This window comes from Formosa sp. A9 (assembly GCF_051200825.1).
In the GTDB taxonomy this organism is placed as follows: Bacteria; Bacteroidota; Bacteroidia; order Flavobacteriales; family Flavobacteriaceae; genus Formosa.
Genome location: NZ_CP195158.1, coordinates 3,071,167 through 3,084,895, shown reverse-complemented (window position 1 = coordinate 3,084,895; position 13,729 = coordinate 3,071,167). Strand labels below are relative to the sequence as shown.

General features: G+C 35.4%; 13 protein-coding genes. 8 read left to right on the top strand and 5 right to left on the bottom strand.

All coding sequences use genetic code 11. The annotated features are described in order from the left end of the window. Positions 1 to 121: 121 nt before the first annotated feature. Positions 122 to 751 carry a 16S rRNA (guanine(527)-N(7))-methyltransferase RsmG gene (gene rsmG / locus ACR9EA_RS13545; protein ID WP_435134096.1) on the top strand — a complete coding sequence of 210 codons (630 nt, stop codon included), beginning with the start codon at positions 122 to 124 and terminating at the stop codon, positions 749 to 751. On the opposite strand, the gene ACR9EA_RS13540 is transcribed toward rsmG, so the two are convergent. The 4 genes from ACR9EA_RS13540 to ACR9EA_RS13525 form a co-directional block, all read right to left on the bottom strand. Continuing rightward, positions 752 to 1,870, bottom strand: a complete 1,119-nt coding sequence (locus tag ACR9EA_RS13540; RefSeq protein WP_435134093.1) for a lactonase family protein — start codon at positions 1,868 to 1,870, stop codon at positions 752 to 754. It lies immediately after the preceding gene. 124 nt (positions 1,871 to 1,994) lie between these two features. Then, positions 1,995 to 3,623, bottom strand: coding sequence for an L-glutamate gamma-semialdehyde dehydrogenase (gene pruA / locus ACR9EA_RS13535; protein WP_435134090.1), 1,629 nt, complete (start codon positions 3,621 to 3,623; stop codon positions 1,995 to 1,997). Between the two features lie 175 nt (positions 3,624 to 3,798). After that, entirely contained in the window at positions 3,799 to 4,185 is a 387-nt protein-coding gene (gene apaG / locus ACR9EA_RS13530; protein ID WP_435134087.1) for a Co2+/Mg2+ efflux protein ApaG, read from the bottom strand. Between the two features lie 98 nt (positions 4,186 to 4,283). Further along, positions 4,284 to 5,537, bottom strand: a complete 1,254-nt coding sequence (locus tag ACR9EA_RS13525) for a DUF5103 domain-containing protein (protein ID WP_435134084.1) — start codon at positions 5,535 to 5,537, stop codon at positions 4,284 to 4,286. Positions 5,538 to 5,734: 197 nt separating this feature from the next. Between ACR9EA_RS13525 and ACR9EA_RS13520 the strand changes: the two genes are divergently transcribed. The 7 genes from ACR9EA_RS13520 (at position 5,735) to ACR9EA_RS13490 (ending at position 13,069) form a co-directional block, all read left to right on the top strand. After that, complete coding sequence (locus ACR9EA_RS13520) at positions 5,735 to 7,090, top strand: Na(+)-translocating NADH-quinone reductase subunit A (RefSeq protein ID WP_435134082.1); 1,356 nt, start codon at positions 5,735 to 5,737, stop codon at positions 7,088 to 7,090. A gap of 2 nt (positions 7,091 to 7,092) precedes the next feature. Beyond that, entirely contained in the window at positions 7,093 to 8,292 is a 1,200-nt protein-coding gene (locus ACR9EA_RS13515) for an NADH:ubiquinone reductase (Na(+)-transporting) subunit B (RefSeq protein WP_435134079.1), read from the top strand. Positions 8,293 to 8,294: 2 nt separating this feature from the next. Further along, positions 8,295 to 9,047, top strand: coding sequence for a Na(+)-translocating NADH-quinone reductase subunit C (locus tag ACR9EA_RS13510; RefSeq protein WP_435134077.1), 753 nt, complete (start codon positions 8,295 to 8,297; stop codon positions 9,045 to 9,047). Positions 9,048 to 9,051: 4 nt separating this feature from the next. Continuing rightward, a complete protein-coding gene (locus tag ACR9EA_RS13505; RefSeq protein WP_435134075.1) occupies positions 9,052 to 9,699 on the top strand; it encodes an NADH:ubiquinone reductase (Na(+)-transporting) subunit D in 648 nt (215 codons plus the stop codon). Between the two features lie 73 nt (positions 9,700 to 9,772). Continuing rightward, positions 9,773 to 10,489 carry an NADH:ubiquinone reductase (Na(+)-transporting) subunit E gene (nqrE, locus tag ACR9EA_RS13500; protein ID WP_435134072.1) on the top strand — a complete coding sequence of 239 codons (717 nt, stop codon included), beginning with the start codon at positions 9,773 to 9,775 and terminating at the stop codon, positions 10,487 to 10,489. A 6-nt stretch (positions 10,490 to 10,495) separates the two neighbouring features. Further along, the gene (gene nqrF / locus ACR9EA_RS13495; protein WP_435134069.1) at positions 10,496 to 11,806 is read left to right on the top strand and encodes an NADH:ubiquinone reductase (Na(+)-transporting) subunit F; all 1,311 of its coding nucleotides are present in this window, start codon (positions 10,496 to 10,498) and stop codon (positions 11,804 to 11,806) included. 387 nt (positions 11,807 to 12,193) lie between these two features. Beyond that, a complete protein-coding gene (locus ACR9EA_RS13490; protein WP_435134067.1) occupies positions 12,194 to 13,069 on the top strand; it encodes a hypothetical protein in 876 nt (291 codons plus the stop codon). 179 nt (positions 13,070 to 13,248) lie between these two features. On the opposite strand, the gene ACR9EA_RS13485 is transcribed toward ACR9EA_RS13490, so the two are convergent. Next, positions 13,249 to 13,692, bottom strand: coding sequence for a Na(+)-translocating NADH-quinone reductase subunit F (locus ACR9EA_RS13485; protein WP_435134065.1), 444 nt, complete (start codon positions 13,690 to 13,692; stop codon positions 13,249 to 13,251). Positions 13,693 to 13,729 lie beyond the last annotated feature (37 nt).

The window sequence follows — 13,729 nt, the reverse complement described above, 5'->3', positions numbered from 1 at the left end:
ATGAGAACCAAGGGTGTGGTTTACATTTTCCGCAAATATAGCTAATAAAGCAACTTAACTTATTAATTAATTCATAAAAATATGTGTTTAAAATCCATATTTTTGCCAAAAATAAAATCAGATGGAGCTTCTTTTAAAGTACTTTCCCAATCTTAGTGAAGATCAGATTTCTAAATTCGAAAAATTAGAAGAATTGTATCAGGATTGGAACTTGAAAATTAATGTAGTGTCTCGAAAAGATATCGACGAATTGTATTTACGACATGTATTGCACTCTTTGGCCATAGCAAAGTTAATACAGTTTAAGGCAGGCTCTAAATTAATGGATGTAGGTACTGGTGGAGGTTTTCCTGGTATACCCTTAGCTATTATGTTTCCAGAATGTTCCTTTCATTTGGTAGATAGTATTGCTAAAAAGCTTAAGGTTGTTAGTAATGTAGTAGATGGTTTAGAACTTACCAATGTGAAAATTACGCATAGCCGCGTAGAGGATATAAACGATACATACGATTTTATAGTAAGCCGTGCCGTAGCCGCTATGCCCACATTTGTGCATTGGACCAAAGGTAAAATCGCCAAAGCGCAACAAAACACCCTGAAAAATGGGATTATTTATTTGAAAGGCGGCGATTTAACCGATGAATTAAAAGATTATAAAACCACCACCATTTATAATTTAAGCGATTACTTTGATGAAGATTTTTTTGATACTAAAAAAATTGTTCACTTGCCTATAAAATACAAGCCGTAATTATTCAAAAAGAATACAAACAGGTCTTGGTGCTTCAATGGTATCTACAAAAGTTAAAAGCCCCGTTTTTTTATCTCGTTTAAACGATACCATGTTGTCGGAATGTTGATTGGCAACAATTAGAAAATCGTTTTGAGGCGTTAACGAGAAATTTCTAGGTGTTTTTCCGCGTGTAGATTCATGTGCAATAAAGGTTAATTGCCCATTGTCGGGATCTACTTTAAATATGACAATACTATCGTGCCCTCTGTTGCTCGAATATACAAATTTACCATCGTTAGAAATATGTATATCTGCACTTGTATTTTCTCCTGTAAACGCATCTGGAAGGGTAGAAATGCTTTCTTTAGCGGTGTAATTGTTATTGTTTTTTTCTACTCTTGTAATGGTGTTATTTAATTCGTTTAAAACATACAGGTACGGTTTGTTAGGGTGAAATGTTAAATGTCTTGGCCCTGCGCCTTCAGCCATATCTAGAAGCAAGGGTTCCGTTGGTTTTAAGGTGTTGGTTTGTGTGTCTATTTCTGAAAACCACAATTGATTTGTGCCTAGGTCGACGGCTATAATTTGATTGCTGTTGGGTACTGTCCAAACAGAATGGGCGTGCGGCGCATCTTGTCTGTCATGCTTACCTTTCCCGACATGTTTTTGAGTGTATAGTAATTGCGATAAATGGCCATCGTCTTGTAATTGTAATAGTCCAACAGTTCCGCTATTATAATTAGCCGCTAAAACATAGTTGTTGCTGGTTGTGGTAACAAAACACGGATTTGTACCACCCGATGAAATGGTATTTTTAAACACCAAGGAATCGTTATCTATAGCATAAGCTGTTATGGCTCCACTGCCATCAATTTCCAATTCGTTGGCAGCTAGAAGTGTTGTTTTATCGGCGTTGAAACTTAGAAAAGACGGGTTTTTTGTCGTGGCTTTTAGTCCAACTTTCTGTAAGGTGCCATCCTTTTTTAATAGGTATTGATAGATGCCTTTGCTCTTACTGTCGTTTCGGGTGTAAGTACCGACATAAAATGGTCGGTCCGAAGATTTTGAAACTGTTGTTTTGGAAGAGCTGCAGCTGGTAATAATTAAAAGACTTAAAGCAGAAAGGAACGTTTTCATTCGTGGATGGTTTATCTAACAAAACGAAGTAACAGTATTTATAATTAACTCGCAAGTGTGAATAAAAAAAATCCTGCTTCATTTAAATGAAACAGGATTTTGTATGTATGAATTTTTGTCGAGACTATTCACCTAAAAACGGATAACGATAATCGGTCGGTGTTACAAAAGTTTCCTTAATTAATCTAGGTGATACCCATCTTAATAAGTTTTGTGCACTACCAGCTTTGTCGTTGGTTCCAGAAGCTCTTGCGCCACCAAAAGGTTGTTGGCCTACAACGGCTCCTGTAGGTTTGTCGTTAATGTAGAAGTTTCCTGCACTGTTTTGTAAAGCTTTAGTTGCTTCAACAACAGCATATCGGTCTTGCGATAAAATAGCACCAGTTAAAGCGTATTCGCTAGTTTCGTCAACTAATTTTAAAGTTTCGCTGTATTCTTCTTCATTATATACATAAATTGTAATTACTGGCCCAAATAACTCTGTACACATGGTTGTGTATTTTGGGTTAGAAGTTACAATTACAGTCGGTTCTATAAAATAACCTTTGCTTTTGTCGTAATTACCACCTACAATAATTTCGGCATCGCTATCTGCTTTTGCTTGGTCTATGTATTTGGCTAATTTGTCGAAAGACCCTTCGTGGATTACAGCGGTAATGAAGTTGTTAAAATCTGCAGGCGATCCCATCTTGAACGATGTAACATCTTCTATAACCATTGCTTTTACTTCTTCCCAAATGTTTTGAGGAATATAGGCTCTAGATGCAGCACTACATTTTTGACCTTGGAATTCGAAAGCACCTCTAACTATGGCTGTAGCAACTTGCTTAGGGATAGCCGATTTGTGCGCTACAATAAAGTCTTTTCCACCAGTTTCACCAACAATTCTAGGGTAAGTTTTGTAGTTGTGAATGTTGTTACCTATTTTTTTCCAAAGTTCTTTAAATATAAATGTAGAACCTGTAAAGTGTAAGCCCGAAAAATCTGGACTGGCTAATACTATATCGGTAATCATGGCAGCATCTCCAAAAACAACGTTTATAACGCCATCTGGAACACCAGCTTCTTTAAATACATCCATAATAACTTTTGCAGAATAGACTTGGCTATCGCTAGGTTTCCAAACCACAACATTACCCATTAATGCCATACAGGCTGGCAAGTTACCTGCAATTGCAGTAAAGTTGAATGGAGTTACTGCATAAGTAAACCCTTCTAAAGGACGATATTCTACACGATTCCATGCGTCGCTAGTACTTTCTGGTTGCTCGTGGTAAATATCGGTCATGTATTGCACGTTAAAACGAAGAAAATCTATCAATTCGCAAGCTGAATCGATTTCTGCTTGATGAATGGTCTTAGATTGCGCTATCATTGTAGCGGCATTTATTTTTGCTCTATAAGGCCCCTGAATAAGTTCGGCAGCTTTTAAAAATATGCCAGCACGTTGTTCCCAAGGCATTTGAGACCATTGTTTTCTAGCCTCTAAAGCTGTGGCAATAGCTTCTTCTACATGCGATTTTTCTGCTAAGTGATATTGGCCAACAATATGTTTGTGGTCGTGTGGGGGAGACATGGTTCTTGTGTTTCCAGTGGTCACATCTTTCCCATTAATATATAAAGGGACATCTACATTGCTGTTAAACATCGCGTTGTAAGCTTCTAAAACGGCTTCGCGTTCTGGAGATCCAGGAGCATAACTTCTTACGGGTTCGTTAATAGCAATTGGTGTATTGAAAAATCCTTTAGCCATAATATTATAAAATTTACAGTGTTTGTTGAATAGGCAACAAATGTACAATATTTATCTTGGTTGCTAGATTTAGAAAATCCTAAAAAGGCGTTAAATTGGATTTATTGATGATGTAATGAATAGTCGCTAAAAGCTATCGCATGCCTTTAGTTGAAATAGGAATAAATTGTAGCAATTAATTTATGGCAAATGGTGCACTAAGTTTAAAAGTAGGAATAATAACTTTAAACTTTTGGGTGTTGTTAAGGTTGATCATACTATAAAAGCCACGCATGGCACCAAATGGAGATGTAAGTAGGCATCCTGACTTGTAAGAATGCGATTCGCCAGGTTTTAAAACAGGCTTGTTACCGATGACGCCTTCTCCTGAAACAATTTCAACATTATTTAAAGCATCAAGAATCGTCCAGTGTCTCGCATTTAGCTGCACTGCATCTTTGCTTTGGTTTTCTATGGTAACTTGGTATTCGAAAGCGTACTGTATTTTATAGTTTTTATAAAAAGTACCTTCAAAATTAGTTTCTACAGAAATTTTTATGCCTCTTGTTACTTGTTGAACCATGTTATCTAGTTGATAAATAGTGTTTTTTAGACTACAAAAATAATAAATTTAATTTTGAAAAACGTTAAGATAATAGAATGTAATGAAATTAAAAAGAATTAATTGGAAAGATTTACAGAGTTGGCCTCGCCAATGCCTATAATTTTGTCGTAACGCCCACCTAACTCCCTATAATACACAATAACTTTATAATCGTTTTCGGTTTGATAGAAGTTACCGCTTATTTCACCTTCATTTACTTGTTGGTTTTCGTCTTTAGTAACAAATTTGTAATTATAAAATCCTTGTTTTAAAAGTAAAACACCTTCGTAAATACCACGATCTTGATTGTAGGTCATTTGTGTTTCGCTATTGGTGTCGTAATTATTGAAATTACCATAAATATGTACGGTCTTATTGATCGGGAATTCGTCTGATTCTAACGAAAAATGTACCCAAGCATAGTCTGCTTCAATCGCAGGATCTGTGCCATTAATGGTATTTATTACAAAATTACCATTAATGTCTGGGTTGTAGGTGTAGGCTAGAAATTTCCTGGTTGGATTGGTAAATAAAATAGAGTGATAAATATCTTGAAGATCTACAAAATTTACTCCAGAACCAGCCACTCTAATGTCTTTGTTTTCAAAATAGAAATACTCGTTACCTGCCCAAAAACTGGTCTCTTTGGTGTATTTGTAAGATAAAGCGTTGCCCATGGTGTACATTGGTACTAGGTTGTTGATGGCGCTTTTTAAATTGTTATTTTGAATTATACTGGTTTTTACAGTTTGCTGTGGGTTTGTAAATTGTATGGTATTGGAGTTTATAACGATGTCTACATTGTGTTTTTCGTTTATAAACTTAACGTCTCTAGAAGGTTTTACGGTTACTCCAACTGTGGCTCCGCTTTCGTTTACCATAAACTTTCTGGAAAACATAAGCTCGTCGTTTTCGTTGTAGACTTTTATCATGTAATTGCCAGAAACTTTTAAGCTGCGCACTTGGTTGTTTGGTAAACTTAACACGTAGTGCGAATATATTTGAAATGTATTATATGAGTTCTCGTAATTTACGATGCGTTGTTTATCGAAGCCGTCTATGTACTCGGTACGCATTAAATTAGATGGGGTCCAATCGTAATTATGGTGCGTAATGCTGTAGTAATAATCGTCTTCATTTCCGTTTAAAACATCAAATTCTAATTGTAAGGTTTCTCCTAAATCGAGTATCGGTAATACACTCACATCGGTATCGCCTTTAAAAGTTATCGATTTTATATAATTAGGAGGATTGATTTCGTACGCAACTTGGCTGTGGCTAATTAATGTAAATAAGGTGCTAAGTACTGTAAAAAGTAGTGTAGTTCGCATGAAAGATGTTTTTAGATTTTGTAAAGATACAGTTTTTTGTAAGTGTATGTATTTTGATTATTTAGAACAGTTATAAATAATTTTCTTTGTAGGAAATTCAAAGAAAATTATGTTTTTATTCTTAAATTTGCAGCGATTTTTTAGTCGGTTTTTAGACAAAAATCGGTATAACTATTATTAATAAATAGATTTATAATATGTCAAACGACATTAAGATTACGAAAGGTCTAGACATTAAACTTGAAGGTGAAGCTGAAAAAGCTTTGGAAAGTGCTGTAATAAGCAATACCTGCACCATTAGACCGGAAGACTTCCACGGTGTTATTCCTAAATTAGTTGCAAGAGTTGGTGATAAAGTAAAAGCTGGTGGTTCGGTATTTTACGATAAATCTAATGAATCTGTTCAATTTGTATCTCCAGTTTCAGGAGAGATTGTTGATATTTTACGTGGAGAAAAACGTAAAATTTTAGCAATTAAAATTCAGGCAGATAAAACGCAAGTATATCAGGAAAACGAAAAAATCAATGTTCAATCTGCAAATGCCGAAACCATTAAGTCGCTTTTACTAGCGTCTGGATGTTGGCCATTTATCAAGCAAAGACCTTACGACGTTATTGCTAATCCGCAAAAATCGCCTAAAGCTATTTTTGTTTCTGGGTACAATAGTGCGCCGTTAGCTGCCGATTACGATTTTGTATTGCAGGGTAAAGAAGCCGAGCTACAAGCTGCGGTTACTGCCTTAGGTAAGTTAACAGAAGGTAAGGTACATGTGTCTGTAAAGCAGGGCGGAAGCTCTCCGTTGTCTGGGTTGTCTGGAGTAACTATGCATCAGGTGTCGGGACCACACCCAGTAGGGAATGTGGGGACTCAAATTAATAAAATAGATCCTGTTAACAAAGGAGAAACTGTGTGGACTATCAATCCGCAAGACTTGGTGATTATAGGAGAATTGTTACTAACTGGAAAGTTTAATGCAGAACGAATTGTGGCATTAGTTGGTTCTTCGGTACAAAAACCAAGATATTTTAAAACTAAAATAGGAAGTGAAGTTGCTACCATGATTTACGATAATGGCGTAGAACAAAATGGTAATTACCGTGTTATTTCTGGAAACGTGCTGTCTGGTAAGCAAGTAAAACCAGATGGTAATTTAGATTATTATAGCAACTTAATTACGGTTATTCCAGAAGGCGATGATTACGAATTGTTTGGATGGAATAAACCTGTGTTTAATAAAGTGTCTACTACCAGAGCAATGACATTCTCGTGGTTGAATCCAAATAAAAAATACAATTTAAATACAAATACTAACGGAGAACACAGAGCATTTGTGTTAACAGGAAATTACGAAGAAGTATTTCCTTTAGATATTTATCCGATGCAAATCTTAAAATCGTGTATGTATAACGATTTAGACGAGATGGAAGCATTAGGTATGTACGAAGTGGCTCCTGAAGATTTTGCATTAACAGAATTTGTATGTGTATCTAAACAACCGCATCAGGAAATTATAAGAAGAGGTTTAGATGTAATGATTAAAGAAATAGGGTAATCATGGGTTTAAAAAGTAATTTACATAATTTAAAAGAAAAGTATAAGGGCACAAAATATGCGCCAGCGTTTAATGCTTTGCATACGTTTTTATACTTGCCAAACGAAACAACGCACAACGGTACGCATATAAAAGCCGCAGACGACTTAAAGCGTACTATGAATACGGTTATCATGGCTATGGTTCCGTGTTTAATATTTGGTATGTTTAATGCCGGATATCAGCATTTTTCGGCTTTAGGTACACCAGTAGAATTTTTATCTTGGGATGCCTTTTATATCGGATTAATAAAGGTATTGCCTTTACTAATCGTATCGTATGGAGTTGGTTTAGGAATCGAATTTTTATTCGCTATCATTAAAAAACACGAAGTAGAAGAAGGCTACCTTGTAACAGGTATGTTAGTGCCACTTATTGTGCCAATAGATATTCCGTTATGGATGTTGGCTGTGGCTGTAGCTTTTGGTGTTGTAATAGGTAAAGAAGTTTTTGGAGGTACGGGAATGAATATTCTTAACCCAGCTTTAACTATCCGTGCCTTTTTGTTCTTCGCTTATCCAACATGGATGTCCGGAGATAAAGTATGGGTACACGGTGCTGTAGAGCGTTCTCAAGAAATTGCTGCTGGCGCTAATGTTGATGCTATTTCTGGAGAAACTATTTTAGGAAGCTTAGCACAAGGTCACGAGATTCACTATTCGATAAGCGATATGTTTTTTGGATTCATACCAGGGTCGGTAGGCGAAACCTCTACATTTCTTATTTTATTAGGCGGTCTATTCTTAATCTTTACTAAAATAGGAAGCTGGAGAATTATGTTATCATCTGTTTTAGGAGCTTTAGTTATGGGCTTAATCTTTAACGGAGTGGCATCATCAGGATGGATTGCAGAAAGCAGCAAATTTTATGCTTTAATGAATACAGAATTCTGGCATCATTTATTAATTGGTGGTTTTGCTTTTGGTACGGTATACATGGCAACAGATCCAGTTACGGCATCGCAAACCAATAAGGGCAAGTGGATTTACGGTTTCTTAATCGGATTCTTATCGATTATGATTCGTGTGTTTAACCCAGCGTATCCAGAAGGTGTTATGTTAGCAATCTTATTAATGAACGTATTTGCTCCAACAATCGATCATTATGTAGTTCAGGCTAACGTTAAGAAAAGAATGAAACGTTTAAAAGTTAAAACGGCATAACAATGGAAAATAGAACAGACAAAAATTCGTACACCATTATATTTGCTATAGTAATGGTATTAATTGTAGGTGCATTATTAGCTTTTACTGCGTCTTCATTAAAACCTAGAATTGCAGAAAACCAACGTATAGAAAAGCAGCAAAATATTCTGTACGCTATGGGCGTAAACGATAACGACGAAGGAAGTGCAGTATTTGTTTCTGCAAGTGAAGCACCGGAGTTATTTAAAAAATATATCACTAAACAAATCGTAATTTTAGACGGAGATGTTAGCGAAGATTCAGAAGCTTACTTAATAGATATTAAGAAAGAAAAATCGAATGCTGGTAACGATAGCTCTAAAAGACGTTTACCTGTATTTGTTGGCGAGAAAGAAGGCGAAACTTTTTACGTAATTCCTATTTACGGGAAAGGCCTTTGGGATGCTATTTGGGGTTACGTATCTGTAGATAAAGATATGGTTATACAAGGTGCATATTTCGATCATAAAGGGGAAACTCCTGGTTTAGGAGCCAACATTAAAGAGCGTTTCTTTATGGACGATTTTATTGGAGAACATTTACTAGACGCTAACGGAAACTTTAAAGGGGTAGAAGTAGCTAAAGGAAATGCAGATCCAACTAACGAAGATAAAACAGATAATGAGGTTGATGCTATTGCAGGAGCAACTATTACAGGTAATGGGGTTTCGGCTATGATTAAAAGCGATTTAAAGCTGTACAAACCTTATTTTGATAACTTAAAAAACAATTAATTTTATGGGACTTTTATCAAAAAAAGACACAAAGTTAATCACCGATCCGTTAGCAGATAATAACCCAATTACCATTCAGGTATTAGGAATCTGTTCTGCTTTGGCAATTACAGCGCAATTAAAAGCTTCAATTGTAATGGCTGTTTCGGTAATGGCTGTGTTAGGTATAGGAAATGTTGTTATTTCTTTATTAAGAAATGTAATTCCTTCAAAAATTAGAATTATCGTTCAGTTAGTTGTTGTAGCTGCATTGGTAATTATAGTAGATCAAGTCTTAAAAGCTTTTTCTTATGAGCTAAGTAAAACATTATCGGTTTTCGTAGGGTTAATTATTACAAACTGTATTATTATGGGACGTTTTGAAGCTTTTGCTTTAGGTAATGGCCCTTGGAGATCGTTCCTTGATGGTATAGGTAACGCTGCAGGTTATGGTTTAATTCTTGTTATTGTTGGATTTTTTAGAGAGTTATTAGGTTCTGGTACTTTATTAGGATTTAAAGTTTTAGGAGACCCAATCGAGAAAACAGGATTGTACGCTATAGGTTATGAAAATAACGGATTCATGCTGTTATCGCCAATGGCCTTAATAGTTGTGGGTATTATTATCTGGGTACAACGTAGCCGAAATAAAGCTTTAATAGAAGATCATTAATTAGTAGTGAGCTATTAGTAATGAAGATTTTAGATTTTCAATACTAACAACTCAATACTCAATACTAAATAATATGGAACATATAGAATTATTTTTCAAATCAATATTTATAGATAACATGGTATTTGCCACGTTCTTAGGAATGTGTTCTTACCTAGCGGTATCTAAAAAAGTATCAACCGCAGTGGGTTTAGGTGCGGCCGTTATATTTGTACTTACAGTAACTGTGCCTTTAAACTGGTTGTTAGATCAGTATATATTACAACCAGGAGCTTTAAAATGGTTAGGTGCCGAGTATGCCGATTACGATTTAAGTTTCTTATCGTTTATTTTATTTATTGCTACCATTGCAACTATGGTACAGTTAGTAGAAATAATTGTAGAGAAATTTTCGCCTTCATTATATAACTCTTTGGGTATATTCTTACCGCTTATTGCCGTAAACTGTGCTATTTTAGGGGGATCTTTATTCATGCAATCTCGTGAAATTCCTACTATTGGTTTAGCAACAACTTATGGTATTGGTTCGGGTATTGGTTGGTTTTTAGCCATTTTAGCTATCGCTGCCATTCGCGAAAAAATCAGATACTCAAATGTGCCACCAGCTTTAAGAGGCTTAGGAATTACCTTTATTATTACAGGTTTAATGGCCATCGGGTTTATGAGTTTTGGTGGTATGTTAACTGGTGGTGATGAAGAAGGTGCCAAAGAAGAAAAAACGGTAAAAGTAGAAACTCCTAAAGTAGATACTACAACAGAGTTAGCTAATAATACAAAAGCAATCAACTAAGATATCATGACGATTTTAGCAGCAAGTACAACAGGAACCATAATAGCAACCGTAGCAGCTTTTTTAATTATTACTTTAATTTTAGTTGCGTTATTGTTATTTGTAAAACAGAAATTATCACCATCTGGACCTGTTAAAATTAAAATAAATGGTGAAAAAGAAATTGAAGTAGGATCTGGAGGAAGCTTACTTTCAACTTTAGGAAATTCAAAAATATTCTTACCATCAGCTTGTGGTGGCGGTGGTACATGTATTCAGTGCGAATGTCATGTATTATCTGGAGGTGGTGAAGCCTTACCGACAGAAACACCTCACTTTACAAGAAAAGAATTACAACATGGTGCACGTTTAGCCTGTCAGGTTAAAGTAAAGCAAGACATGGAAATTACCATTCCGGAAGAGGTATTTGGTATTAAGAAATGGGAAGCAACAGTTGTTCGTAATTTCAACGTAGCATCGTTTATTAAGGAGTTCGTTGTCGAGATTCCAGAGGATATGAACTATAAAGCAGGAGGGTATATTCAAATTGAAATTCCTGAATGTGAGATTAAATATGCTGATATCGATATTACAGCGCACCCAGAAGAGCACGAAACGCCAGATAAGTTTAAAGACGAGTGGGACAAGTTTAATCTTTGGCCATTAGTTATGAAAAACTCTGAGTCTGTAGAACGTGCCTACTCTATGGCTTCTTACCCAGCAGAAGGGCGCGAAATTATGCTTAACGTTCGTATTGCAACTCCGCCATGGGATCGTAACAAAAACGGTTGGATGGATGTTAACCCGGGTGTAGCCTCGTCTTACATTTTCTCTAGAAAGAAAGGCGATAAAGTGGTTATTTCTGGACCTTACGGAGAGTTCTTTATTAACGATTCTGAGGCAGAAATGCTTTATGTTGGTGGTGGTGCAGGTATGGCGCCAATGCGTTCGCACTTATATCACTTATTCAAAACCTTAAAAACAGGTCGTAAAGTAACCTATTGGTACGGTGGTCGTTCTAAGCGTGAATTGTTCTACTTAGAGCACTTCTACGAATTGGAAAGAGAATTCCCGAATTTCCGTTTCTTCTTAGCGCTTTCAGAGCCGTTACCAGAAGACAATTGGAAAGTTAAGGAAGACATTGATGCTCCTGGTGATGGATTTGTAGGATTCATTCACAACTGTGTTATCGATAATTACTTAAGCAAACACGATACCCCAGAAGATATAGAACTGTATTTCTGTGGACCGCCATTAATGAACAAAGCCGTTCAAAAAATGGGAGAAGACTTTGGTATTCCAGACGAAAATATTCGTTTTGATGACTTTGGAGGATAACAGTTCTCAACATAAATTAAAAACCCAACATATATTGTTGGGTTTTTTTGTGTTTAATACCTTGTAGTTTAATCAAACCAATTACTGTTTTAGCTTCTTATAGCAGCATAATAGCATTATTCTTCAAGGTTATGATGTATATTCTTTGCTAAGTGTATATTCATAGTCTTTCTACTATATTGTTTTAAGTTATGGTATTGAATTATAGTGTTTAATGGTTTTATTCGGTATTATGTGTTTATAGTTTTAGTCTTTTCAATTTCTGAATTCCTAAAAAAATATGTAAGAAAAATCATATAATTTCATGCCTGACCCTCTAAATTGCATTAGATTCTTAACGATATAAGTATATCTTTGACTCTTCAATTTTATTACAAATAATCAATTATGAAAAAATTTTTTTTACTGTGTTCTCTTTTTGTAGGAACATCTACCCTAATCTTATCATGTAGTAGTAGTGATGACGGATCTACTGAAGAACCTATAATAGAGGAACCTGTTGCGACTTCTATTACCTTATCTGCCGATGTTACAACTATCGACATGGGTGATTCTATAACTTTAACTGTAATGAACGATCTAGACGAGAATGTTACAGCTACTTCAACCTATTATGTAAACGAAAGCGAAATATCTCAAGTTTTTACTCCAAATCAGGCCGGATCTTATACGATTCATGCGACTAACGACGGCCTAACTAGTAACACTGTTACTGTAGAGGTTAATGCTGTTCAAGAAGATAATGCTATTTTCTTTGAAGCGGTAAATTACGAGGTTAAAAATTCTATATTGGCGTATTTCGGACCAGTAGATGCTTTAGATGATGGTGCTGAGGCCAATACTCATGGTTTATGGGCTGTAGTAGCAGGTAATGGCGATTTTCAAAATACAGAGTCTACAAACTATATTCAATTGGTATTATTAACAGATCTTGATGAAGAGGGCGTTCCTGTTGCTCCAAGTATGGCAGAAACGACACATTATTATGCTTTAGCCTTTTTAGGATTGGATGGCGAAGAGATTGTTGATGAATTTGGTCATGAAACCGAAGCAATGTTCAGTTTAAATAGTGATTTCTCTGAAACTGTAGATTTCTCTTATACTGCGTTAATCGATGGTGTTCCAGTGGCACTTGATTATAATACTACATTTTTAGGAGCTGTAGATCAAACGGAAGGAGATAGAACAATTGGGGTTACTCCTATTTCTGAAGTGAGCACAAAAATGAATCCTTCGGTATTGAATGCTTTGTTAAGTAAGTAATCCTTATTTATTAATACATAAAAAGACTGGCTGAGAAGTTTAACAACTCGTCATTCTGTGCTTGACACAGAATCTCATCATATTGAAGATCAATAATTATGAGAATCTGAAATAAATTCAGATTGACGAAACATCAACTTTTTAGCCAGTCTTTTTTTATGGTTTTTAACCAAATTAATTTAAATGAGTCTTTCGTGTTGCATTTCAAATTCAAATAACTTAGAACAGTCCATTACATTAGGAATGTTATCGAATTGGCATAATAAAGCCACCACTGCACTTAGTCCTTTAAATAAATTATCCTTACTCGTTGGTTTTTTTGGTTTCTTGTTTTTATAATGTAAGGGTACGCTATAGCCGCAGGCCTTTAAAAATTCATGTTCAATCTGTAGTAGCTCCAAAGGTTTGTATCCGTTAAAACGTCTTCCTAAGTTTTGATGTACTTGTCCTAAATAATTTAATTGGGTAGAACCGTGTTCATCAGACAAATGTTTCCAAGCATCATTTTGGTCTAAAATATTGCCCACTGCACAACTTTTACAACATTCTGGGTGTAACGTGTTATCATGAAATGCAGTATATAGTTTTTGTATGGCTTTATCAAATCGGACAGTTGTTTTCATAACACAAATTTTATACGGTTTAAGTTACAAAATATAC